This is a genomic window from Mycobacterium sp. MAC_080597_8934 (genome assembly GCF_000523975.1).
GTDB lineage: Bacteria > Actinomycetota > Actinomycetes > Mycobacteriales > Mycobacteriaceae > Mycobacterium > Mycobacterium avium.
The window spans coordinates 1-22,628 of record NZ_JAOS01000050.1 but is presented as its reverse complement, the minus strand read 5'-3'; the positions used below and the strand labels follow the sequence as shown (position 1 = coordinate 22,628).

The following is a 22,628-nucleotide window of genomic DNA, read 5'->3' as shown; positions in this document are numbered from 1 at the left end:
CTCACGCGACGTCGATCACCACCTTGCCCAGCACCTTGCGGTCGGCGACGTGCCGCAACGCCGCGGCGGTCCGCTCGAGCGGAAACCGCGCTCCGATGTACGGCCGGACGGTGCCGGCGGCGAACATCTGCGACAACTCCGTCAGGTCGCGCACGGCGTCGTCGGGCCGGTCGGTCATGAAGGTGCGGATCTCCATGCCGCGCACGCAGATGTCCTTGAGCAAAACGAGATTGAGCGGAATGGCCGGGATGGTGCCGGACGCGTAGCCCAGGGTGACGAAGGTGCCGCCGCGGGCCAGGCCGCGCAGGGCCGGCTCCGAGTAGGGCCCGCCGACCGGGTCCAGGACCACGCGGGCGCGGTCGCCGGTGAGCTCCCGGATCCGCGTCTTGAGGTCCTCGCGGTCGTAATCCACCGTCGCCTCCGCACCGCGCCGCCGGCACAGCTCGAGCTTCTCCGGGCTCGACGCGGCGGCCAACACCCGGGCCTGTATCGCGACCGCCAGATCCACGGCGGCCAGCCCGACCCCGCCCGCGGCGCCGAGCACCACCACCCAATCTCCCGCCGTCACACCGGCGGTCGAGCGCAGCGCGTGATAGGCGGTGCGGTAGGTGACGCCGAAGGCCGCGGCGGAGGCGAAGTCGGCGTCGTCGGGGATGGGCTCGGCCTGATCGGCATTCAGCAGCGCCTGCTCGGCGAACGCCCCGAACGTGGTTCCGGCCACCCGCTGCCCCGGAAGGAACCGGGCGCCTTCGCCGGCGGCGATGACCTCGCCGGCGATCTCGTTGCCGGGAATGAACGGCGGCGGAATCTTCACCTGATATTTGCCGGCGATGAACAGCACGTCGGGGAAGTTGACCGCGGCCGCGCGGACCCGAACCAATAGCTGGCCGGGGCCGGGCACCGGGTCGGGCACCTCGTCGAGCACCAGGTCCTCCGGTGTGCCGTAGGAACGGCAGACGACCGCCCGCATCAGCGCACCCCCAGTCCACGCAAACAGAACCGCACCACGTGGGCGATGTCGTCCGGCGCGGGCTGCTGCGCCGAGCCCACGTAGCGGCGCAGGGTCGCCGCCGTGCAGCTGAACACCGCCTCGACGTCGCGGTCGACATCGCTACTGCCCAGCGCCGCAACGGGTTCGACGAGCAGTTCGCGAAGGGGCCGCATCATCTCCTGGTCGGCCGCGCGCCAACTGGTGCCCGCCGACATCTGACCGGCCGCCGCCCGGGTCATGCTGATCAGGTGCGGGTCGGCGACCTGCGCCAGCGTGCCCTCGATCCAGCGGGCGATCTTGCCCCGCGGCGTGGCCTCCTTGGCCATCTGGTGCTCGAGATAGGACACCACGATGGCCACCCCGCGCTCCATCACGGCCAGGATCAGCTCGTCCTTGCCGGCGAAATACCGGTAGAACGCCTTGTTCGACGAACCGGCCTCGGCGACGATGTCGCTGACCCGCGGCGGCTCGGGTGCGACGCGTTCCATGACGCGCACCGCGGCGGCCAGGATGCGCTCCACCTCCTCGGTGGCCTCCCGCTGGCGGTCGTCGAGCGCGCGTTCGACCGCCGCGGTCACCCGGTCAGAAATCAACGAGCTCACCATATTTGGCGCGGGCTGCCGCGCGCCGCACGTCGAGCATCTCGCTGGGCCAGTCGCCGTCGTCGGCCTCATACCCCTTGAGCAGCATCCGGGCCAGGTTCACCTTGTGCGCCTCGGTGGGCCCGTCGACCAGGCCCAGGGCGATCCCGCCGAGCAGCACGTTGACCAGCGGCAGTTGGTCGGTGAGCCCCAGCGCGCCGTGCACCTGAATGGCCCGCAGCGCAATCGATTTCAGCACCTGCGAGGCCAGGATCTTGCAGGCGGCGATCTCGGCGCGGGCGGCGCGCTCGTCGCCGTTGTCGATCAGCCACGCCGCGTGCAGCACGGTCAGCCGGAACGGGATCAGCTCGGTATAGGAGTCCGCGACGAACTCCTGCACCATTTGCTTGTCGGCCAGCAAACTGCCTTGGGTGAAACGGCTTTTCGCCCGCCGTGACATCATCTCGACCGCGCGTTGCGCCATCCCGATGGAGCGCATCGCGTGATGCAGCCGCCCGCCGGCCAGCCGGGTCTGCAGGATCAAGAAGCCCTGCCCGGGCTCGCCGAGCAGGGCGTCGGCGGGCACCCGCACATCGTTGTAGTGCACCAGGGAATGCCCCGGTTCGTGCGGGTCGGCGCCCACCAGGTGGTGGTTGGCCTCCAGCACCAGCCCCGCGGTGCCGGCCGGGATCAAAAACGTCGAGGCGCCGGTGTGCACCGGCACGTCGGGATCGGTGATCGCGACGATGATGAAGAACGAGGCGACGGATGCGTTGGAGGAGAAGTACTTTCGCCCGGTGATCACCCACTCGTCACCGTCGCGGACGGCGCGGGTGGTGAACACCCGCGGGTCGGCACCGCCCTGCGGTTCGGTCATCGAGAAGCAGGAAAAGATCTCCCCGGACAGCAGCCCCGCCAGGTAGCGGTCCTTTTGCGCCTGGGTGCCGAACCGGGCGATGATCTCGGCGTTGCCGGTGTCGGGCGCCTGGGTACCGAACACGATCGGCGCCCAGGGGCTGCGGCCCAGGATCTCGTTGATCAGCGTCAGCTTGACGGCGCCGAAGCCCTGCCCGCCCAGTTCCGGACCCAGATGCGGTGCCCACAACCCCTTGTCGCGCACTTGCTGTTTGAGCGGGTCGACGATCCGGCGCCGATCGTCGTTCAGCGGCAGGAATTCACAGCCGGGAAAGAGCACCTCGAGCGGTTCCACCTCGTCGCGGACGAACCCGCGGATCCACTCCAGCTTCTCCTCGAACTCCGGCTCGGTAGAAAAGTCCCAGGACATCTCAATCGCTCCTCATCGGGATCAGGGGATTCCACCGTCGGCCCGCAGGATCGAGCCGGTGGTGAAGCTGGACGCATCGGAGGCCAAAAACAGTGCGGCGCCGACGATTTCACGCGGATCCCCGGCGCGCTGCAGCGCGAGGTGGCGGAACGGATTCTCTTGCGCCGCTTCCAGATTCCAGGCCTTGCTCACGTCGGTCAGAAACGGCCCGGCCATCAGGGTGTTGACCCGCACCGCCGGTCCGAACGCCTTGGCCAGCGCTTCGGTCATGGCATTGAGCCCGGCCTTGGACGCGGCGTAGGGGACGATGTCCGGCGTCGGCCGCAGCGACCCGGCGGTGCTCACGTTGATGATCGAGCCGCGGCCGGCCGCCACCATGCGCTCACCGACCAACGCCGACAACCGGAACGGGCCCTTGAGGTTGAGGTTGACCACGGCGTCGAACAGCTTCTCGGTGACGTCGGTCAGCTTGTCGTACAACGGCGACATGCCCGCGTTGTTGATCAGCGTGTCGATTTTGCCGAACCGGTCGTAGCTGGCCTCGACCAGCCCGTCGAGTTGGTCCCAGCGCCCGACGTGCACCTGATACGCCATGGCGCGCCGGCCCGTCTCGTGCTCGATCTGTTGCGCGGTGGCGACGCAGTTGTCCAGGTTGCGGCTGGCGATCACCACGTCCGCGCCGCAGCGGGCCGCGCCGAAGGCCATCTCGCGTCCCAGTCCGCGGCTGCCGCCGGTGATCAGGACCACCCGATCCGTGAGGTCGAAAAGCCATTCGGCATAACTCATTTCAGTTTCCCAGCTGCCGGGCCAGCTCGGCCGCCGTCGCGATCAGCTGCGGGATCATCGCCCCGAACGCCTCGGTGATCTTGGGGTCGACTCCTTGGTGTCGAGAGCCACCGCGCACCCCCGCCGCGTACGTCTTCTCCAGCACGATGCCCAGCTTCCAGTTGGCCAGCACCAGGTAGTAGTCGATGTTCTCGGTGGACAGGCCGCTGACGGATTCGTAGTGCTCCAGCAGCTCGCTGCGCGAAGGCATCCCGCGCATGTCGAGATAGAACCCGTCCTCCCGCGGGTTTTCACCGTCGTAGCCCAGCAGGCACCACGCCAAATCGAGCAGCGGATCCCCGACGGTCGTCATCTCCCAGTCCACGATGGCGGCCAGGCGCGCCGGCTCGCCGTGCGCGAACATCACATTGGCGAACTGGTAGTCGCCGTGCATGATGCCGGGCCGGTAGTGCGCCGGACGGTTGCGGCGCAGCCAGTCGGAGGCCTCGTCCAGGCCGGGCAGCTCGCGGACCCGGTAGGCGTCGAGAAACGCCAGCCAGCGATCGACCTGCCGCTCGTGGAATCCGTCCGGGCGGCCGAAGCCCTCGAGTCCTTGCTTGCGCCAATCCACCCGGCCCAGCTTGGCGGCGCCCTCGACCAGTTGGAACGCCAGCCCGCGCCGCGCCCGCGGGTCGGTGTCGAACGGCGCGGGCCACCCGCCGTCCATCGGGCTCCACCCGTCGATCGCCGCCATGACGTAGAACGGCATTCCGAGCACGGTCCCGGTGTCGTCGGCGGCGATGAGCGCCGCGTGCGGGACGTCGGTCCCGGACAGTGCGCGCACCAAGCGGATCTCGCGCAGTAGCCCGTCGATGCGGGCGGCGTCCGCCCGGGCACCCGGCATGCGCAGCACCATCCGCGCCGGGCCGCGCTCGATCAGGTAGAGGGTGTTCTGGGAGCCGCCCTGCAACGGGGTCAGCCGGGCGTCTTCGCCGCTGCCCGGTGCGTCGTTCGCGTCCAGCCAGCGGGCCAGAACGCCCGCGTCCAGCCCCGATTCGACCCCACCGCGTTGTCCGGCCATCGCTGCACACCCCAATCTCCTCACGGAGAATAGCATTCTCCCGCCGTAGGGGGCTCAATCCGGCTTGTGCGCGCTCACCAGAAATCCGGGCGCCATGAAGTGGCCCTCGCCGTCGCGTTCCAGATGCGCCAGCGGGCTGTCCGGCGCCCCGGCCGAGTCGTCGTTGCCGTACACCCGCGCCGCGCGCAGGTCGTCGATGTGCCAGAGCACCGAAACCGCTTCGCGCAGCTCGGTTTCGGTGAAACCCTGCGGGCCCGGCCGGTCCGGGTGGGCCGGCGCCAACGCCCCGGCGGCGAAGGCCAGGATGTACAGCGCGGCCCCCGGAGCGGCCGCGCGGAAGATCGACCGCAGATAGTCCTGACGCCGCTGCGGCGGCAGCGCGTGGAACAGCCCGCTGTCCACGATGGTGGCGAAGCGGCCCTCCGAACCGGGCGGATAGTCGGCGAAGTCGGTGACGTCGGCGCGCGCGAAAGTCGCGGTGGTCAGGCCCTGTGCGGCGGCCGCGGCGGTCGCCTCGGCGATCGCGGTGGCGCTGGCGTCCAGGCCGACGACGGTGTGGCCGAGCGCGGCCAGCCGCAGCGAGAGGGCGGCGTGGCCGCAGCCGGAGTCCAGCACGTCGCTGCGGAACTTGCCCTCGTCGATGAGCCGCTCCAGCTCCGGCTGGGGCCGCCCGATGCTCCACGGGGGTGGGGCCGCCTGGCGGTAGGCGGCGTCCCAATCCGTGTCCGGCTGCGTCATGGGTGCTCCTCGGAATCGGCGTCAGCGGACGCGATGAGAAACTGGCGCTGCCCACCATCGAACGACGGGAAGAAATATGCAAGTGCTTCTGGTCCGGCACGCGCTGCCGCTGCGCAGCGAACACGGCCAAGGCTCCGACCCGGACCTGTCCGCGGATGGGTTGGCCCAAATCGAGCGGCTGCCCAAGGCGCTTGAGCGCTTTCCCATTTCGCGGGTGGTGAGCAGTCCGCAGCGCCGCGCCGTGCAGACGGCGGCACCGGTGGCGGCCGACCGCGGGCTAAGCGTCGAGATCGACGACCGGTTCGCCGAATACGACCGCGACCTGCCGGTGTACATCCCCGTCGAACAGATCCGCGACGAAATGCCGGAGGAGTGGGCGCGTTTGGCGCAGGGGCACCTGCCCAGCGCGGTCGACGAGGACGCGTTCCGCGCCCGGGTGCGCGCCGCGGTCGACGACCTCGTCGCGGCGGCCGACCCCGAGGACACCGTCGCGGTGTTCAGCCACGGCGGGGTGATCAACGTGCTGCTGCACGAGATCCTCGGCACGGCCCGGCTGTTGTCCTTCCCCGTCGACTACGCGTCGGTGACCCGGCTGCTGTTCTCGCGGTCCGGCCAGGCGACCGTGGCCGCGGTCAACACCACCGAACACGTCTGGGACCTGCTGCCCCGAAATCAAAGGTGGTGAACGGGGTGCGGGCCGGCGATGGTAGACAAGTTCGGTGACCTCAGCTGACCAACTCGAAGGGCTCGACCTGGCGGCGCTGGATTCCTACCTGCGTTCGCTCGGCATCGGCCGCGACGGCGAGTTGCGCGCGGAGTTCATCTCCGGCGGCCGTTCCAACCTGACGTTCCGGGTGTACGACGACGCCACCAGCTGGTTGGTGCGGCGCCCGCCGCTGCACGGGTTGACGCCGTCGGCGCACGACATGGCCCGCGAATACCGGGTGGTGGCCGCGCTGCAGGACACACCGGTTCCGGTGGCCCGCACGATCGGGTTGTGCGAGGACGAGTCGGTGCTGGGCGCGCCGTTCCAGATCGTCGAATTCGTTGCCGGCCAGGTGGTGCGCCGCCGCGCCCAGCTCGAGTCGTTCAGCCACACCGTGATCGAAGGCTGCGTCGACTCGCTGATCCGGGTGCTGGTCGATCTGCACAGCGTCGATCCGGACGCCGTGGGCCTGGCCGACTTCGGCAAGCCCAGCGGTTATCTCGAGCGTCAGGTGCGCCGCTGGGGGTCGCAATGGGCGCTGGTGCGGCTGCCCGAGGACCGGCGCGACGCCGACGTGGAGCGCCTGCATTCCGGTCTGGGCCAGGCCATTCCGCAGCAGAGCCGCACCTCGATCGTGCACGGCGACTACCGGATCGACAACACGATCCTGGACGCCGACGACCCGACCAAGGTGCGCGCCGTCGTCGACTGGGAGCTGTCCACGCTGGGGGATCCGCTCTCGGATGCCGCCCTGATGTGTGTGTACCGCGATCCCGCGCTGGACCTGATCGTCAACGCGCAGGCCGCGTGGACGTCGCCGTTGTTGCCGACGGCCGACGAACTGGCCGACCGCTATTCGCTGGTGGCCGGGATACCGCTGGCGCATTGGGAGTTCTACATGGCGTTGGCGTATTTCAAACTCGCCATCATCGCCGCGGGCATCGACTTCCGTCGCCGGATGTCGGATCAGGCCCGCGGCCTGGGCGACGCCGCCGAGCACACGCCCGAGGTGGTGGCGCCGCTGATCTCGCGCGGCCTGGCCGAATTGGCCAAGCTGCCCGGCTAGCGCCCGCCGGCCGCGTGCTGCTTTTTCGCCACGCGGCGCAGCTGCAGGATCCGCGCAGTGCCGACCGCCACCGTGATCAGCCCGCCGACCACCGCGGCCAGCAGGATCGCCACCCCCAGCGGCAGGCTCCAGTGCAGGCCCAGGAACCGGAAGGCCGTCGGCGCCGTGTTCTGGGTGATGAAGATCAGCAACAGAATCAGGATCACGAAGCCGGCGATCAGCGACGACCACAGTGCGCCGGCGCGGGTGAACCCGATCGCCGGTTCCTTGGCGGGTGCGGGGGCCTTGCCCGCAGGGGTTGGTTTCGGGGGCTGCTGGCCGGGCGAGTCAGGGGTGTGGCTGCTCATGCTGCCATCTTTGCCCCATCCAGCGCAGAATGAAACCGATTCCCGTAACGGGTCCGCGCGGGCCGGCGGGTGGGGGTCGGGAAGTTAAGGTCGGCGGTATGACGATGCGGCTGCGCGTGCCTGCCGTGGTCAGGCCGGTGGCGGTGTTGCTGACGACGATGTTCGTCGTTGCGGCGTGCAGCAATTCCGACCCGCTGGGAGCGCAGGTGCGCAGCCCCGACTCGATCGTGGTCGGCTCCGGGGACTTCCCGGAATCGCAGATCATCGCCGAGATCTACGCACAAGCCTTGCAGGCCAACGGTTTCGACGTCGGAAAGCGGATGGGGATCGGCAGCCGGGAGACGTATATCCCTGCGATAAAAGACCATTCCATCGATCTGGTGCCCGAATACATCGGCAACCTCTTGCTGTATTTCGAGCCCGCGTCGAGCGCGACCACCCTGGATGCGGTCGAGCAGGAGCTGCACCGGCGCCTGCCCGCCGACCTGTCGATCCTGACGCCGGCTCCGGCCACCGACACCGACACCGTCAGCGTGACCAGCCAAGCGGCGAACTCCTGGAACCTGAGGACGATCGGCGATCTGGCCCCGCACTCGGCCGACGTGCGATTCGGGGCGCCCTCGGCGTTCGCCACCCGGCCGGCCGGCCTGCCGGGGCTGCGGCAGAAATACGGGCTGGACATCAAACCGGGCAACTTCATCGCGATCGACGACGGCGGCGGCGCGGTCACCGTGCGCGCGCTGCTGGAGGGACGGGTGAACGCCGCCAACATCTTCACCACATCGCCGGCCATACCGCAGCACCACCTGGTGGCACTCGACGATCCCGAGCACAATTTCATGGCCGGAAACGTTGTGCCGCTGGTCAATTCACAGAAGCGCTCGGAGCGGCTCAAGCTGGTGCTGGACGCGGTGTCGGCCAAGCTGACCACCCCCGGCGTGGCCGGGCTCAACGCCGCGGTGTCGGGGAACTCGGGCGTCGACCCCGACCAGGCTGCCCGAAACTGGGTGCGGGACAACGGATTCAACCACCCGATCGGACCTTGACGTGATCGTCTTCGACAACGTCAGCAAGGTGTTCGCGGACGGGACCGCCGCCGTGGACCGGCTCAGCCTGACCGTGCCCACCGGCAAGCTGACCGTCTTCGTCGGATCCTCCGGCAGCGGCAAGACCACCGCGCTGCGCATGATCAACCGGATGATCGAGCCGACGTCCGGCACCATCAGCATCGACGGTGTCGACGTGTCCACCCTCGACCCGGTCAAACTGCGCCTGGGCATCGGCTACGTCATCCAGCATGCCGGGCTGATGCCGCACCAGAGGGTGATCGACAACGTGGCAACGGTTCCCGTGCTGCGCGGCCAGCGCCGGCGGGCCGCCCGCAAGGCGGCCTACCAGGTGCTCGAGCGCGTCGGGCTGGACGTCAAGTTGGCCCAGCGCTATCCCGCCCAGCTCTCCGGCGGGGAACAACAACGGGTCGGCGTGGCCCGCGCGCTGGCCGCCGACCCGCCGATCCTGCTGATGGACGAGCCGTTCTCCGCCGTCGATCCGGTGGTGCGTCACGACCTGCAAAACGAAATACTGCGGCTGCAAAACGAATTGCACAAAACCATCGTCTTCGTCACGCACGACATCGACGAGGCGCTGCGGCTCGGCGAACGGGTCGCGGTGTTCAAGGGTGGCGTGTTGCAGCAGTGCGACGAGCCCGCCCGGCTGCTGTCCCGCCCGGCAAACGACTTCGTGTCGAGGTTCATCGGTCTGGGCCGTGGCTACCGATGGCTGCAACTCATCGACGCCGCCGGGCTGCCGGTGCACGACGTCCCCCGCCTGTCCGCCGAAAACCTGTCGGGTGCAGATGTTTTCGATGGTTGGGCCGTCGTGGTCGACGAGGCCGGGGCGCCGCTGGGCTGGATCGACGCCGAGGGCCTGCGCCGACACCGCGACGGCCTGGCGCTGTCCGACAGCATGACCGGCGTCGGATCGCTGTTTCGGCCACGGGGCAACCTGAGCCAGGCGCTGGACGCCGCGCTGTCGTCGCCGTCGGGAATCGGTGTCGCCGTCGACGACGACGGCAGGGTGATCGGCGGTGTGCTGGCCGCCGACGTGCTGGCCGCGGTGGAATCGCAGCGAAAGAGCCGCTGATGCACTATCTGTTCACCCATCTCGACGACGCGGCCCGGCTCACCATCGTGCACCTGCGGCTGTCGCTGGTGCCGGTGCTGATCGGGTTGGCGATCGCGCTGCCGCTGGGAATGCTGGTGCAGCGCAGGCAGTTTGCCCGGCGCCTGACGACGGCGGTCGCCAGCGTGGTGTTCACCATCCCGTCGCTGGCGCTGTTCGTGGTGTTGCCGATGATCATCGGAACCCGCATCCTCGACGAGGCCAACGTGATGGTCGCCCTGACCGCCTACACCGCCGCGCTGCTGGTGCGGGCGGTGCTTGAGGCGCTGGACGCGGTCCCCGCCCAGATATCCGACGCCGCCACCGCGGTCGGCTACCCGCGGCTCACCCGGATGATGAAAGTCGAACTGCCGCTTGCGGTTCCGGTCCTGATCGCCGGGCTTCGGGTGGTGGTGGTGACCAACATCGCCATGGTCTCGGTCGGCTCGGTGATCGGGATCGGCGGACTGGGCAGCTGGTTCACCCAGGGCTACCAGACCGGCAAGAGCGATCAGATCCTGGCCGGCATCATCGCGCTGTTCGCGCTGGCGGTCGCCGTCGACGGCCTCATCGTGCTGGGCGGCCGGCTGGCCACCCCGTGGGCGCACGCGGTGCGCGGCGGCGGCCGCCGCTCGGTCGTCGCGCCGGTGGTGGGGGGTGCCCGGTGAACTTCGCGCAGCGGGCCATCGCGTATCTGCTGACCGCCGACAACTGGACCGGCCCCGTCGGGCTGGCGGCCCGCATCCTCGAGCATCTCGAGTACACCGGCATCGCGGTGGGCTCCTCGGCGCTGATCGCCGTGCCCGTCGGCCTGCTCATCGGGCACACCGGCCGCGGCACCCTGCTGGTGGTGGGCGCCGTCAACGGGCTGCGCGCGCTGCCCACCCTGGGCGTGCTGCTGTTCGGCACGCTGCTGTTCGGGCTGGGCCTGGGACCCTCGCTGGTGGCGCTGATGCTGCTGGGCGTGCCCGCGCTGCTGGCCGGAACCTATGCCGGCATCGCCAACGTCGAACCCACCGTGGTCGATGCCGCCCGGGCGATGGGCATGACCGAGTCGCAGGTGCTGCTGCGCGTCGAGGTGCCCAATGCGCTGCCGTTGATCCTGGGTGGACTGCGCAGCGCGACGCTGCAGGTGGTCGCGACCGCCACGGTGGCCGCCTATGCCAGCCTCGGCGGGCTGGGCCGGTACCTGATCGACGGGATCAAGGAGCGCGAGTTCCACCTGGCCCTGGTCGGGGCGCTGACGGTGGCCGCGTTGGCGCTGGTGCTCGACGGTCTGCTGGCCATGGCGGTGTGGGCGTCGGTGCCGGGTACCGGCCGGCTGCGGCGCACATACCGGCCACTTCCGCACCGGTTGGCGGGGACGTCTTACGGTAGATGAGTGAACGCAGCCCCTTCTGACCCGTCTCGCCGAGTGTGGCAGGCGATGCTCACCTGGCGCGCACAGGACGTCTCCCGAATGGAATCGGTACGACTCCAGGTGTCCGGCAACAGAATCAAGGCCAACGGCCGCATCGTCGCCGCCGCCACCGACGCCAATCCGGCGTTCGGCGCCTACTACGACCTGCAGACCGACGAAACCGGCGCCACCAAGCGGCTCGGCATGACCGTCACCCTGGCCGAGCGTGAGCGTGTCTTCTCCTTCGCCCGTGACGAGGAGAACATGTGGCTGGTCACCGACCCCCAGGGCGAGCACCGCGCGGCCTACAACGGCGCCCTCGACGTCGACGTCGAGTTCAGCCCGTTCTTCAACGCGCTGCCGATCCGGCGGCTCGGCCTGCAGGAGCGGGCGGCCTCGGTCACCCTGCCCGTCGTCTACGTCAACGTGCCGGAGATGTCCATCACCGCCGACACCGTGAGCTACAGCAGCACCGGCAGCCGCGACGAGATCAAGGTGCACTCGCCGATCTCCGACACCACGGTCAGCGTCGACGAGCAGGGATTCATCGTGGACTATCCAGGGTTGGCAGAGCGGATCTGATCACCCCGCCCGCCCGGCCGGCGGCGGCCAGTTCCTGACGCCAGTTCTCCGCGCCGATCACCACGTGGAAGATGTCGGTGCGCGGGAAGCTGTCGTAGCGGGTGCGAGCGGCGTGGCCGGCCTCGATGAGGTCGGCGACCGAATTGTGGTGGGCCAGCGAATCGCGGGCGCGCCGGAGCAACTCGATGACGTGGTCGGCCGTCGGGACCAGTTGGTCGGAGTTGCCCTCGCACATCGCCCGCACCAGGTCGGGGGCGGTGGCCGCCACCCGGGTGCCGTCGCGGAACGATCCCGCGGCCAACGCGAAGGCCAACGGAACGTCCCCGGCGACCACGGCCAGCGCCTCGGCGAGCAGGTGGGGCAGATGCGAGATGGCGGCCGCGGCGGCGTCGTGTTCATCGGATCGGGCCGGCACCACGACCGCGCCGCAGTCCAGCGCCAGCGTCATCACCATCGCCCACACCACCGGGTCGACATGGTCGTCGACGCTGACCACCCAGGGGGCCCCGGTGAACAGGCCCGCGTGGCCGGCGGTCCACCCCGAGTGCGCGGTGCCCGCCATCGGGTGGCCCCCGACGAAGCGGTCCCGCAGGCCGGCGGCGACGACCTCGTCGAGCACCGCCTTCTTGACGCTGGTGACGTCGGTCAACGGGCACCGCGGGGCCGTCTCCTTGACGTGGGCAAGCATGCTCGGCAGCGCCGGCATGGGCACCGCCAGCACGATCAACGCGTCGGAGTCGGCGGCCCGAGACAGGGTGGCGGTCAGGTCCGTGTCGGCGTCGAAGCCGTCGGCGGTGGCGGCCTGCGCCCCTTCGATCGAGCGGTTGTAGCCGAACACCTCGCGGCCGGCCGCGGTGGCGGCGCGCATGATCGAGCCGCCGACCAGTCCCAGCCCGAGCACGCACACCGGTGTCTTCGAACGAGGGTGGGAGCGAGGGTGTGCCACATTCCCAGGTTGGCACATCCGGCGCGCGACGCCGCGCACAGATGTCGGGGCGCCGGTGCTCCATCTGGTCAGGGGGCCTGGTCAGGGACTACCGTAAGCGGCCATGGGAGCACAACGGGCCTCTGCCCAGGGCCTGTCCGCGGACACGCCGGACGGTTTCGGTGTCGCGGTGGTGCGTGAGGAGGGGCAGTGGCGCTGCGCCCCGATGGCCCCCAAGTCGCTGACGAGCCTGTCGGCCGCCGAGACCGAACTGCGCGAACTGCGCAGCTCCGGCGCGGTGTTCGGGCTGCTCGACGTGGACGACGAATTCTTCGTCATCGTGCGGCCGGCGCCGTCGGGCACGCGGTTGCTGCTCTCGGACGCCACCGCCGCGCTGGACTACGACATCGCCGCCGAGGTGCTCGACAAGCTGGACGCCGACATCGACCCGGAGGACCTCGAGGATTCAGATCCCTTCGAGGAGGGCGACTTAGGGCTGCTCTCCGACATCGGCCTGCCCGAGGCGGTGTTGGGCGTCATCCTCGACGAGACCGATCTGTACGCCGACGAGCAGCTGGGCCGCATTGCCCGCGAGATGGGCTTCGCCGATCAGCTGTCGGCGGTGATCGACCGCCTCGGTCGGTGATTCCTGACGAAGACCTGATCCGTTCCGCGCTGGCGGTTGCCGCGACGGCGGGTCCCCGCGACGTGCCCATCGGCGCGGTGGTGGTCGGCGCCGACGGCACCGAACTGGCCCGGGCGGTCAACGCGCGCGAGGCGCTGGGGATCCGACCGCGCACGCCGAAATCCTGGCGCTGCGGGCTGCGGCCGCCGCGCTCGGGACGGGTGGCGGCTGGAAGGCGCCACGCTGGCCGTCACCGTCGAACCGTGCACCATGTGCGCGGGCGCGCTGGTGCTCGCGCGCATCGCCCGGCTGGTGTTCGGTGCCTGGGAGTCCAAGACCGGCGCGGTCGGATCGCTGTGGGATGTGGTGCGCGATCGGCGGCTCAACCACCGCCCGGAAGTGCGCGGCGGGTGCTGGAGCGAGAGTGCGCCGCGCCGCTGGAGGGCTTCTTCGCCCGCCAGCGATTGGGGTGACCGGCATGACGTTCGGTAAGCTGCTCGACGGTGGCGTGTCCGAGCGGCCTAAGGAGCACGCCTCGAAAGCGTGTGACGGCTAACACCGTCCGAGGGTTCAAATCCCTCCGCCACCGCCAAACTTTTCCGCCGAGCTGCGCGTTGCGGTTCGATGTGAGCCGATGGCCGTAGCCGTCCCCGGTTGGCGCTCCATCATTCCGAACCACTAACTTTCCTGGGGTGACATTCTCAGCTGCCGGCGCGGTCGCGCGGTGGATCGTCCCTCTGTTCACGGTTGCGGCCCTGGTCGGCATGGACCCGGTAGCCGAACCGGCGCCGGCAGTGCGGTTGGCCGCCGACGGCAATCCGTTGGCCGGGGCGCCGTTCTACGTCAACCCGAACTCGGCGGCCATGCGCGCCGCGCAGAGCGCCGATCCGCCGAGTCCCGAGTTGACCACCATCGCCAACACGCCGCAGGCGTACTGGATCGTCCCGGGCGGCTCGGCGGCGACGGTCGGGAAGTACGTCGGCGACGCGAACGCTGCCGGCGCCATCCCGGTTTTGGCGATTTATGGAATCCCGCACCGCGATTGCGGCAGCTTCGCCGCGGGCGGCATGGCGTCGGCCGACGACTACCGCGGGTGGATCGACGGCATCGCATCCGGCGTGGGCGCCTCGAGGGTGGCGATCGTCGTCGAACCCGATGCGCTCGCGATGGCCGACTGCCTGTCGGGCGATCAGCGCCAGGAACGCTACGACCTGGTCCGCTACGCCGTCGACACACTGACCCGCAACCCCAACGCGGCCGTCTACGTCGACGCCGGGCACCTGCGTTGGCACAGCCCCGAGGACATGGCCGCCCGGCTCAACCAGGCCGGCGTCGCACACGCGCGAGGATTCAGTGTCAACACCGCGAACTTTTACACCACCGAGGACGAAATCGGTTACGGCGAGGCGATTTCGGGACTCACCAATGGCTCGCACTACGTGATCGACACCTCCCGCAACGGGGCCGGACCGGCACCCGACTCCGACCTCAACTGGTGCAACCCCACCGGTCGCGCCCTGGGCACCCCGCCCACCGCGGCCACCGCCGGTGCCCACGCCGACGCCTACTTGTGGATCAAGCGTCCCGGCGAGTCCGACGGATCATGCGGCAAAGGCGATCCGCCGGCGGGCAACTTCGTGAATCAGTACGCCATCGATCTGGTGCACAACGTCGGCCACTAGGACGGCTCGGCCGATCTCGACCCCTGATGGTCGCGAACGGGTAACATTTCGTTATCTAAAACAGATAAACGAGCATGCGGGCACGAGGCGCCATGACACGGAAAGCCGAGATCGTCGCTGTCTTCGCGATCTGTACTGCCTTCATGACCACTTCCGGCGCATTCGGCGGCTTCGCCGCCCGCGCGGACGACCCGGGGGTGCTGTACAACGGCATCAACCAGCTTCGCCAGGCGTGCGGACCGATCGCCGAGGACCCACGTTTGACGGAAGCCGCGCAGCAGCACGCCGACGACATGCTGCGCAACGGGGTGAGCGGACACATCGGTTCCGACGGCTCGTCGCCGCAGGCGCGCATCGCTGCCGCGGGCTATCGCAGCAGGTATTCGGGTGAGATCGTCTTCTGGGCAACCGGTTCCGCCGCGACTCCCGGCGAAGCCCTCGACATGTGGATGCAGAGTCCCCCGCACCGCGCGATCATCCTGAATTGCGGATTCAATGCCGGTGGCTTCGCCACCGCCCGGGACGGCAACAAGATGACCGCCGTCGGTGACTTCGCGGCTTCGTAAACCCAAGTGGGCCAGGCGGTTTACCGCGGCACTCCCTTGCCGAGTCGGCGGTTGGATAGTGTACTTGAAAGATCCACGTGGAGGGAAGCAGCTGGTGACTGCTCGGCGCGGTTTCGGTCGTGCACCGGCGGGACTCTGCGTTGCCGCAGCCCTTGTTCTCAGCGGTGGCGCGTGCACAACGCATAAGCAGCAGCCTGCCGCGCCTCCAGCAACCCTTAGGGCTGCGCCCGATCAACTCGGGCCGTGCGCGCCGGATCGGTTGGCGCGCTGCGTACCCGGGCTGGCTGACGTCGACGAGAACCTCTTCGGCGGCGTCGCTGCGTACCAGCCGGATCCAGGCTTCGCCTCGGTGCCGCCCTCGGCCGCTCGGGAGGCTGCACCCGAGGAGTGCCAACACCTGCCAAGGTTTGGCGCCCAGGCCGGTCCCGAATTCGATGTGGAGTATCAGCCCGCGAGGGACACCAACGGGAGGCCTTTAAGCAACCGGTTCCCGGCCAATGGTGGCGATTACGTTCGACTTCGGTTCACGGTCGCCGGCGACGGCGATGATATCGGGACTGCGATGGCGGCGTGGGCCCGTCGATGTCCGATGTGGGCCGTGGCCCAGTCGATGAATGACAGCGGGATCCAGGGCTGGCTCGTCGCCGAGTCCGGCGAGCACCTGAGCCGGTACCAATCGGGCGATGTCGCGTCGCAGTGGCCCTATGTCTCGAACACGGCAGCGGTAGTGCTACCCAACAAGGTGATCGTCCAGGCCTGGTATACAACCAACGACCCGTCCGCCGCATCGCGGAACCAGTTGCTGTCGCAGTTGATCGGGGCGTCTGGGCATCCACGGCCACGCTCTGCTCTGCCGCCCAAACTCGCCGACTGGAGCCAAGCGCAGATCTCGACGCTGCTTCCTGCAATCGCGATGGAGGTTGGCATCGACACCGCTTCCGGCGACAAACGGCCGTCTGCCGACGAGCCGGGCGGACAGTTCTGGGCGCTTTGCACGTCCAACGACCATGCGGCCGTCCCGCGCTACGATCCTCTTGCGAGCTGGCAGGACTTTGACCGGTCGAAGTGGGATCAGAAGGGAAAGCCACCGCGCCCGACAGTCGTGATCAGCCGGGCGCACGTTGGTGATGACTTTTTGACCGATCTGCGACGTGAGATCGCGAGCTGCACCGCGCATTTGACCGAGAAATCGACCATGTGCGGGGACCGGGAGAATCGCCAACTCCTGCAAGCAGATTCGGCTGTGGCAGAGGGAGTGGACACAGTGCGGCTCACGCATCGGTGGATGAGGGATGTCGACGTGCGCGGCCATAGCGTGTGCGGCGAAGGTGTCGAGGCGATCAGAGTTGCTCAGGTAAGTGGACTGATCGTGATAAGCAGCGCAAGCGAAGGTGGATGGTTGTTCAAGGGGGAGACGCCGGCACTGCCGCTGAGTACTCTCGATGAGCTTCTCGCCGAGACGGTGCGAAGGATCAAGGCAGCATAACGGCGATCCGGTTTGGCTAGGTGGCAATCACACGTGCGGAAGCCATCCGGAGCCATGCGGCGACAACACGAAACCACGGCCCTGCGGATCCTTGCATGCCGTCGTCCCTGAGTTGTCGACGCCGCAGATGAAGCCATTCACGGTGAGCGAGTGGGACGGAGGAAGTGTTTTGATGGTCTGCCCATTGATCACACGAGACGGTTCGCCTCCACTGGTCTGATTGTCGCCTGCCAGGGTGATGGGACCTCTGGTTTGCCATGAGCATGGGACCGGGTTGTTCCGGTTGTAGGCCGTGCGTTGATGGTGACCGATGGGGTGGTTGCCGGTCAATCCGACGGAGTCGGAGGGGCCGGCTTTTCCGGTCGGGGCTTTTGGCGTTGCCGGTAGGACTGGCCTTCGACGACGAGTTCGTAGGCCGCTGATTGCAGGCGGTCCATCGCGGATTGAGCCAGCAGAGGATCGGCCATCATGGTCAGGATCTCGGGCGGTTCGCGGTTGCTGGTGATGATCGTCGAAGCCTTGCGGTGGCGTTCGACGATGATCTCGTAGAAGTCGGTAGTCTCGGTGGCTTCCAGGCGGTGCAGTGCCAGATCGTCGATGATCAATAGCTCGACGCGGTGCAGTTTGCGCATCTCGTCTTCGTAGCTGCCGTCCAGGCGTGCTCCACGCAGGCGTTTGAACAGTTTGTCGGCCCGTTCGGTGTGCACGCTGTGTCAATGGCCATCTGGAAGTCCCCGTTTTTGGCCAGGTGAAGTCCCCACTCCGTTGCGGGTGATTGGTTAACTCTTGGTGGCTCCCTTCTTGTGGTCGGCGTGGCGCATCCGGTAGGACTCGCCGGAGGTGATGACGATGGTGGCGTGGTGCAGCAGCCGGTCGAGGATGCTGGCGGCGGTGGTGTGCTCGGGCAGGAATCGTCCCCATTGTTCGAAGGGCCAGTGCGAGGCGATGGCCAGGGAGCGGCGTTCGTAGCCCGCCGCCACCAAACGGAACAGCAGCTGGGTGCCGGTGTCGTCGAGCGGGGCGAAGCCGATCTCATCGACCAGCAGGAGGTCGGCCCTCAGTAGCGAGTCGATGATCTTGCCGACAGTGTTGTCGGCTATGCCCCGGTAGAGCACCTCGATGAGGTCTGCGGCGGTGAAATAGCGGACCTTGAAGCCGGCGTGCACGGCGGCGTGCCCGCAGCCGATGAGCAAGTGACTTTTGCCTGTACCCGGCGGACCGATAACCGCCAGATTCTGTTGCGCCCGAATCCATTCCAGACTCGACAGATAGTCGAACGTCGCCTGGGTGATCGACGAGCCTTTGACGTCGAAACCGTCGAGAGACTTGATGACCGGGAACGCCGCGGCCTTGAGGCGGTTGGCGGTGTTGGAGGCATCGCGGGCGGCGATCTCGGCCTCGACCAACGTCCGCAGAATCTCCTCCGGGGTCCAGCGTTGGGTCTTGGCCACCTGCAGCACCTCGGCGGCATTGCGGCGCACGGTAGCCAACTTCAACCGACGCAACGCGGCATCGAGGTCAGCAGGCAACGGCGCCACCGAGGCTGGTGGCACCGGTTCGACAGCGGTCATGACGCGGTGCCATCAGTGGACGTGCCGCCGATCTTGTAAGCATCCAAGGACCGGGTCTCGGCGGTGGGCAGATCGAGGACCAGAGCGTCCCCAGCCGGGCGGGGTTGTGGGGCGCCGGCGCCGGCATCGAGGATGGAGCGCACGTCGGCAGCGCGGAACCGCCGAAACGCCACCGCCCGACGCAGGGCGTCGACCAACGCCTGCTCACCGTGAGCAGCTCCGAGCCCCAGCAGGATGTCGATCTCAGATTTCAGCCGGGTATTACCGATGGCGGCAGCACCAACCAAGAACTGCTCAGCTTCCACGCCGAGGGCGCAGAACTGTTTCTCTGCTTGGGTTTTCGGTCGCGGTCCGCGCGACGGTGCCGGTCTGGGCCCGTCGTAATGCTCATCGAGGATCGACACCTCACCCGGGCCAACCAACTCGTGCTCAGCCACGATCACCCCGGTCGCGGGTTCCAGAATGAGCAAGGCACCGTGATCAACCACGACCGCCACCGTGGCCCCGACGAGCCGTTGGGGCACCGAGTAGCGGGCCGAGCCATAGCGGATACACGACAGGCTGTCGACCTTGCGACGCACCGAGCCAGCACCGATCTCCAGCCGCAACGACGGCAACGCCTTCAACACGGTGCGCTCCTCAGCGAGCCGCTCATCAGGGACCGCGCAGATCTCGGAATGCACCGCAGCGTTGACCTCGGCGCACCACACCGCGGCGTGGGCGTTGAGGGCTCGCAGATCGACCGATTCGCCGGCGATGGCGGCTTCGGTCAGCAGCGGCACCGCCAGGTCGTCCTGGGCATAGCCGCACAGGTTCTCCACGATGCCCTTCGATTGCGGATCCGCGCCGTGACAGAAATCCGGGACGAACCCGTAGTGAGAGGCGAAACGCACGTAATCCGGAGTCGGCACAACAACATTGGCGACCACACCACCCTTGAGGCAGCCCATCCGATCGGCCAGGATCTTGGCCGGCACCCCGCCGATGGCCTCGAGGGCCTCGGCGATCATCGCCAACGTGGTGGAGGCCTTCTGGTCGGCGGCAAACCGCACGAACCGCCACCGTGAATAGGCCAGGACCGCGCAGAACACCAACAACCCCGGTGCGGCTTGAGCCCAGTCCATCACCAGATAGTCACCCGGTGACCACACCGCCGGACGCCGCTGATGCCGGTTCTGTCTGCGCCACAACACTTTCTGCTCCGCCACCAGCCGACGGAAGTTCCGTGCTGAGCCGCCATATCCGGCCGCGCGGGCCACCAGCAACAGCCGCTTCGCCGAGATCCTGCCGTTCGACTTGTCCACTCGCGCGGCGACCAGATCGGTGAAGGCGTCGAGATTGCGTGGCCGCCGCTCCCGCGGCGGCGGACCACCGCCCTCGGCCCGTTCGATGACCCGTTTGACCGTTTTGTGGGTAGTCCCGCACAGCTCGGCCGCGCCACGATACGTGCCGACCTGGTGATACGCCGAAATGATGTTCATACGCTCCCTTGCAGACTTCAATAGAGCTCCCTGGGCGGTGTGGTGGCAGTTGGCGCTATCACCGTCACCGCCCAGGCCCTCAGCTCCCGGAAAAGACACGACGAGCCCGCAAAGGAGTGGGGACTTCTACTTGGCCACCAGTGGGGACTTCCTACTGGCCACAGATGGGGACTTTCTCATGGCCATTCACAACGCTGTGAAGCCGTCGTACCGCGATGTGGCCTAAGGCGTTGGCCAGGAACGTCTTTCCCACGCCGACCGGGCCCATGACGAGCACGTTGTAGGCATCGGCGAGGAACCGCAGCGAGATCAGCTCGGCCCACAATTGCTGATCGAACGCCACGGCGGTGGAGTCGTCCCAGGCTTGGAGTTGCATCGCAGGATCGAGGTGGGCAGCCTTGGCCCGCCGCGTCGCGGACTCGCGGTCGCGGCGGGTGACCTCATCAGCGAACAACAGCTCCAAAAAGTCGTGGTGCGGCAGCCGGTTGGTGCGGGCCAGCGCCAGCCGCTCCGGGAGGGTGTCGAGCAGCTGACCGAGTTTGAGGCGGCGCATCAACGCTTTGAGCTCGCCGGAGACCTCGATCGGTTTGACCGCCGGCACGGCATCGGGGCGGGCCGGGCTCATGAGGGCCTGCGGACCGAGAAGTCGGAGCCATCCCGCACGAACCTGGACGCCGCCCCGGGTGGTTTCGGTATCAGGGGCATCTGTTCACCGCCGCCGCGGGTCACGATCCGCTCGATCAGTCCGACGTCGATGACTTCGGCATCCAAGGCACGCCGGCAGGCGTCCTCCACGGCGGCGGCGCTGTGGCGGCGCACCAGCCCCAGCAGCCGATAGACCTGGCGCATCTTGGTCCACGGCAGCGGGTGTTCCAACACGGCGGCGGCGTAGGTGCCGACGTGGGTGCCGTGGGCAGCAGCCTTGCGCTGCAGCGCATTGATGTCGCGCATCGCATAGACCGACACGTGCGCGGGCAGATCAGCGGGGTCGGTGTGCCGCCGGCCCGGGGCCATGACGGGGTGGACCTTGATCAACTCACCACGCCAGTACAGCTTCACCGCGTGCGCATCCGTGCGGGCCTCGATCCGCTTGCCGACCAACTCGCCGGGCACGCTGTAGAGCGCTTTGGCGATCTGCACATGCCGGTCTGAGGCGACCTTGGGATGGGTCCAGACCGGGATGTCGAACACATCCTCAGGCACCGGTCCCAGCGCAGGGAGTTCCTCGGCGGCGAACACCTCGGCCGGGCGCAGCCGGGTGGTGCCATGAATCCGCAACCCGGCGGTCTGCGCACACCACAGCCGCGCCCGTTCCCGGCAATCCCCGAGATCCCGGAAGTGTTCTCCGGCATAGAAATTCGACCGCACGTACTGCACCATGCGTTCTACCCGCGGCTTATCTTTGGGGCTGCGGACCCGCGTCGGGTCAACAGCGAACCCGCGGGCCTGGGCATACTCCCGGAACGCGTCATTGAGCCGGGGTTCGGTCGCGTGTGCGGTGGTGACGATGGCTTTCATGTTGTCGGGGATCACCACCGCGAACACCCCGCCGAAGAACACCCACGCCGCTTCGAACCCGGCGATCACATCGTTAAGGGTCTGGCGGTAGGTGGGCCAGACGAACATGTGCCGCGAATACACCGCGGTGAAGATCAACCCGTGCACCACCCGGCGCCGCCCATCACCAGCATCGATGAGCAGACCGAGGCGGCCGAAGTCGACCTGCACCTCCGCACCGGGTTCGCAGTCGGCCACCGGCACCGTGGCTTGGCGCCGCCCGAATCCCAATTCAGTTGTGGCGTAACGGTGCAACGTCCGATACGACACCACCACACCCCGGCGGCCAAGCAGCGTGTGGATCTTGGTCAACGTCAACCCGTCTTTGAGCCACGCCTTGATCTGCTCATGCTCAGCGGCGATCGTCTCCCAGGCAAGGCTCTTGCCAGTCGGCCGGTGCGGGCGAACCTCGGCGATCACCGCCGCGAGCAGCTCATCGGTGAGCTGACTGTCTCCGCCGTCACGGTCGAGCCCGCAGGCCCGTGCCCGGTCGACGTAGCGTCGCACCGTTTTACGATCGGTGCCCGAGAGCCGGGCCACCTCCCGCAACCCCAACCCCTGCAGCCACAGCCGCAGCATTTCCACGATCTCGATCACCGATACCTCCCGGTAGCTCATCAGGCCAATACAGCGGCCCAACAACCGGAAGAACCCACGCCACGCCGGGGTGGTCCCATAACTGGCAAAACAGCCAGTCAGGTGGTCCCATCAATGGCAAACAGGTGGTCCCATGCTCATGGCAAAACCAGCTCTGAAGTGGTCCCTTTCACCTGGCAGCCGACAGTCTGATTTAGTCCGCTAGCGGTTCCTATCCAATTGACTCCATTCATCCCGGCTTCTGGGTTTGATGCCGCAGGGGGGATCGCTGGCAAGTTGTTCCCAATGCACGATGCTTGATCGAGGGTGAATTTGCAGACTATGCCATCAGGTGTGAGGAAATAGACGGTCGCGTCAGGCGAACGCCCAGGATTGGGCACCGAGATTTCGTAGTCCTTGACGTTGGCGGGAGTGTATCCGCTCAGATCGGGAAAACT

Annotated in this window: 22 protein-coding genes, 1 tRNA gene and 4 pseudogenes; 13 read left to right on the top strand and 14 right to left on the bottom strand. The window is 68.0% G+C overall.

Translation table 11 applies throughout. The annotated features are described in order from the left end of the window. Position 1 precedes the first annotated feature (1 nt). The 6 genes from NF20_RS21175 to NF20_RS21150 are packed head-to-tail and all read right to left on the bottom strand — an operon-like array spanning position 2 to position 5,441. Positions 2-970 carry an NADPH:quinone oxidoreductase family protein gene (locus NF20_RS21175; protein WP_033712853.1) on the bottom strand — a complete coding sequence of 323 codons (969 nt, stop codon included), beginning with the start codon at positions 968-970 and terminating at the stop codon, positions 2-4. After that, complete coding sequence (locus NF20_RS21170) at positions 970-1,593, bottom strand: TetR/AcrR family transcriptional regulator (protein WP_010948797.1); 624 nt, start codon at positions 1,591-1,593, stop codon at positions 970-972. The genes NF20_RS21175 and NF20_RS21170 overlap by 1 nt, the downstream gene beginning before the upstream one ends. Next, positions 1,574-2,857 carry an acyl-CoA dehydrogenase family protein gene (locus tag NF20_RS21165; RefSeq protein WP_033712854.1) on the bottom strand — a complete coding sequence of 428 codons (1,284 nt, stop codon included), beginning with the start codon at positions 2,855-2,857 and terminating at the stop codon, positions 1,574-1,576. Before NF20_RS21165 ends, NF20_RS21170 begins: the two co-directional genes overlap by 20 nt. A gap of 21 nt (positions 2,858-2,878) precedes the next feature. Next, positions 2,879-3,643, bottom strand: a complete 765-nt coding sequence (locus tag NF20_RS21160) for an SDR family NAD(P)-dependent oxidoreductase (RefSeq protein ID WP_033712855.1) — start codon at positions 3,641-3,643, stop codon at positions 2,879-2,881. A 1-nt stretch (position 3,644) separates the two neighbouring features. Then, positions 3,645-4,703, bottom strand: a complete 1,059-nt coding sequence (locus tag NF20_RS21155; RefSeq protein ID WP_033712856.1) for a phosphotransferase family protein — start codon at positions 4,701-4,703, stop codon at positions 3,645-3,647. 54 nt (positions 4,704-4,757) lie between these two features. Further along, a complete protein-coding gene (locus tag NF20_RS21150; protein WP_033712857.1) occupies positions 4,758-5,441 on the bottom strand; it encodes a class I SAM-dependent methyltransferase in 684 nt (227 codons plus the stop codon). Between the two features lie 76 nt (positions 5,442-5,517). On the opposite strand from NF20_RS21150, the gene NF20_RS21145 reads away from it, so the two are divergent. Both NF20_RS21145 and NF20_RS21140 read left to right on the top strand, forming a co-directional pair. Further along, the gene (locus NF20_RS21145) at positions 5,518-6,126 is read left to right on the top strand and encodes a histidine phosphatase family protein (protein WP_019732927.1); all 609 of its coding nucleotides are present in this window, start codon (positions 5,518-5,520) and stop codon (positions 6,124-6,126) included. Between the two features lie 34 nt (positions 6,127-6,160). Then, positions 6,161-7,213, top strand: coding sequence for a phosphotransferase family protein (locus NF20_RS21140; RefSeq protein ID WP_003876986.1), 1,053 nt, complete (start codon positions 6,161-6,163; stop codon positions 7,211-7,213). On the opposite strand, the gene NF20_RS21135 is transcribed toward NF20_RS21140, so the two are convergent. Further along, the gene (locus NF20_RS21135; RefSeq protein WP_023866746.1) at positions 7,210-7,560 is read right to left on the bottom strand and encodes a LapA family protein; all 351 of its coding nucleotides are present in this window, start codon (positions 7,558-7,560) and stop codon (positions 7,210-7,212) included. The genes NF20_RS21140 and NF20_RS21135 overlap by 4 nt on opposite strands. A gap of 98 nt (positions 7,561-7,658) precedes the next feature. Here NF20_RS21135 and NF20_RS21130 point away from each other — a divergent pair, with 98 nt between their 5' ends. Genes NF20_RS21130 through NF20_RS21110 form a run of 5 tightly spaced genes read left to right on the top strand, consistent with a single transcriptional unit; the run spans position 7,659 to position 11,701 of the window. Beyond that, on the top strand, positions 7,659-8,606 hold the full coding sequence (locus tag NF20_RS21130) for an ABC transporter substrate-binding protein (RefSeq protein WP_033712859.1): 948 nt from the start codon (positions 7,659-7,661) through the stop codon (positions 8,604-8,606). A 1-nt stretch (position 8,607) separates the two neighbouring features. Next, positions 8,608-9,702, top strand: a complete 1,095-nt coding sequence (locus NF20_RS21125) for an ABC transporter ATP-binding protein (protein WP_033712860.1) — start codon at positions 8,608-8,610, stop codon at positions 9,700-9,702. Continuing rightward, positions 9,702-10,388, top strand: a complete 687-nt coding sequence (locus NF20_RS21120) for an ABC transporter permease (RefSeq protein WP_033712861.1) — start codon at positions 9,702-9,704, stop codon at positions 10,386-10,388. Before NF20_RS21125 ends, NF20_RS21120 begins: the two co-directional genes overlap by 1 nt. Next, positions 10,385-11,101, top strand: coding sequence for an ABC transporter permease (locus tag NF20_RS21115; protein WP_033712862.1), 717 nt, complete (start codon positions 10,385-10,387; stop codon positions 11,099-11,101). The genes NF20_RS21120 and NF20_RS21115 overlap by 4 nt, the downstream gene beginning before the upstream one ends. Continuing rightward, entirely contained in the window at positions 11,102-11,701 is a 600-nt protein-coding gene (locus NF20_RS21110) for a putative glycolipid-binding domain-containing protein (protein ID WP_003876987.1), read from the top strand. It begins immediately after the preceding gene. On the opposite strand, the gene NF20_RS21105 is transcribed toward NF20_RS21110, so the two are convergent. Continuing rightward, a complete protein-coding gene (locus NF20_RS21105; protein WP_003874137.1) occupies positions 11,664-12,608 on the bottom strand; it encodes a prephenate dehydrogenase in 945 nt (314 codons plus the stop codon). The genes NF20_RS21110 and NF20_RS21105 overlap by 38 nt on opposite strands. 142 nt (positions 12,609-12,750) lie before the next feature. Between NF20_RS21105 and NF20_RS21100 the strand changes: the two genes are divergently transcribed. From NF20_RS21100 to NF20_RS21075, 6 genes and pseudogenes are all read left to right on the top strand, one after another. Next, positions 12,751-13,272, top strand: coding sequence for a tRNA adenosine deaminase-associated protein (locus NF20_RS21100; protein WP_003874138.1), 522 nt, complete (start codon positions 12,751-12,753; stop codon positions 13,270-13,272). Next, positions 13,269-13,724, top strand: a pseudogene (locus tag NF20_RS21095) (nucleoside deaminase). Before NF20_RS21100 ends, NF20_RS21095 begins: the two are co-directional and overlap by 4 nt. Positions 13,725-13,753: 29 nt before the next feature. Then, positions 13,754-13,843: transfer RNA gene (locus NF20_RS21090), tRNA-Ser, on the top strand. A gap of 100 nt (positions 13,844-13,943) precedes the next feature. After that, on the top strand, positions 13,944-14,933 hold the full coding sequence (locus NF20_RS21085) for a glycoside hydrolase family 6 protein (protein ID WP_033712863.1): 990 nt from the start codon (positions 13,944-13,946) through the stop codon (positions 14,931-14,933). A 92-nt stretch (positions 14,934-15,025) separates the two neighbouring features. Next, positions 15,026-15,499 (top strand): CAP domain-containing protein, encoded by a 474-nt coding sequence (locus NF20_RS21080; RefSeq protein WP_019732223.1) that lies wholly within the window; start codon positions 15,026-15,028, stop codon positions 15,497-15,499. Between the two features lie 259 nt (positions 15,500-15,758). Then, complete coding sequence (locus tag NF20_RS21075) at positions 15,759-16,985, top strand: hypothetical protein (RefSeq protein ID WP_019732224.1); 1,227 nt, start codon at positions 15,759-15,761, stop codon at positions 16,983-16,985. Between the two features lie 326 nt (positions 16,986-17,311). Here the strand turns inward: NF20_RS21075 and NF20_RS21070 are convergent. The 6 genes and pseudogenes from NF20_RS21070 to NF20_RS27880 all read right to left on the bottom strand — a co-directional run. Further along, positions 17,312-17,698: pseudogene (locus NF20_RS21070) on the bottom strand (ATP-binding protein); the annotation flags it as partial. Positions 17,699-17,764: 66 nt separating this feature from the next. Continuing rightward, positions 17,765-18,556 carry an IS21-like element helper ATPase IstB gene (gene istB / locus NF20_RS21065; RefSeq protein ID WP_033711273.1) on the bottom strand — a complete coding sequence of 264 codons (792 nt, stop codon included), beginning with the start codon at positions 18,554-18,556 and terminating at the stop codon, positions 17,765-17,767. Further along, a pseudogene (gene istA / locus NF20_RS21060) lies at positions 18,553-20,058 on the bottom strand (IS21 family transposase). Before istA (NF20_RS21060) ends, istB begins: the two are co-directional and overlap by 4 nt. Before the next feature lie 130 nt (positions 20,059-20,188). After that, on the bottom strand, positions 20,189-20,662 hold the full coding sequence (locus NF20_RS21055) for an ATP-binding protein (RefSeq protein WP_255343492.1): 474 nt from the start codon (positions 20,660-20,662) through the stop codon (positions 20,189-20,191). After that, complete coding sequence (istA, locus tag NF20_RS21050) at positions 20,659-22,212, bottom strand: IS21 family transposase (RefSeq protein WP_033711544.1); 1,554 nt, start codon at positions 22,210-22,212, stop codon at positions 20,659-20,661. Before istA (NF20_RS21050) ends, NF20_RS21055 begins: the two co-directional genes overlap by 4 nt. Positions 22,213-22,328: 116 nt before the next feature. After that, positions 22,329-22,628: pseudogene (locus NF20_RS27880) on the bottom strand (hypothetical protein); the annotation flags it as partial.

Bases quoted from the DNA above. Each gene is read 5' to 3' on its own strand.
- NF20_RS21175 (WP_033712853.1), bottom strand. From the start codon at position 970: ATGCGGGCGGTCGTCTGCCGTTCCTACGGCACACCGGAGGACCTGGTG.
- NF20_RS21165 (WP_033712854.1), bottom strand. From the start codon at position 2,857: ATGTCCTGGGACTTTTCTACCGAGCCGGAGTTCGAGGAGAAGCTGGAG.
- NF20_RS21160 (WP_033712855.1), bottom strand. From the start codon at position 3,643: ATGAGTTATGCCGAATGGCTTTTCGACCTCACGGATCGGGTGGTCCTG.
- NF20_RS21155 (WP_033712856.1), bottom strand. From the start codon at position 4,703: ATGGCCGGACAACGCGGTGGGGTCGAATCGGGGCTGGACGCGGGCGTT.
- NF20_RS21150 (WP_033712857.1), bottom strand. From the start codon at position 5,441: ATGACGCAGCCGGACACGGATTGGGACGCCGCCTACCGCCAGGCGGCC.
- NF20_RS21145 (WP_019732927.1), top strand. From the start codon at position 5,518: ATGCAAGTGCTTCTGGTCCGGCACGCGCTGCCGCTGCGCAGCGAACAC.
- NF20_RS21135 (WP_023866746.1), bottom strand. From the start codon at position 7,560: ATGAGCAGCCACACCCCTGACTCGCCCGGCCAGCAGCCCCCGAAACCA.
- NF20_RS21130 (WP_033712859.1), top strand. From the start codon at position 7,659: ATGACGATGCGGCTGCGCGTGCCTGCCGTGGTCAGGCCGGTGGCGGTG.
- NF20_RS21120 (WP_033712861.1), top strand. From the start codon at position 9,702: ATGCACTATCTGTTCACCCATCTCGACGACGCGGCCCGGCTCACCATC.
- NF20_RS21100 (WP_003874138.1), top strand. From the start codon at position 12,751: ATGGGAGCACAACGGGCCTCTGCCCAGGGCCTGTCCGCGGACACGCCG.
- NF20_RS21080 (WP_019732223.1), top strand. From the start codon at position 15,026: ATGACACGGAAAGCCGAGATCGTCGCTGTCTTCGCGATCTGTACTGCC.
- istB (WP_033711273.1), bottom strand. From the start codon at position 18,556: ATGACCGCTGTCGAACCGGTGCCACCAGCCTCGGTGGCGCCGTTGCCT.
- NF20_RS21055 (WP_255343492.1), bottom strand. From the start codon at position 20,662: ATGAGCCCGGCCCGCCCCGATGCCGTGCCGGCGGTCAAACCGATCGAG.
- istA (WP_033711544.1), bottom strand. From the start codon at position 22,212: ATGAGCTACCGGGAGGTATCGGTGATCGAGATCGTGGAAATGCTGCGG.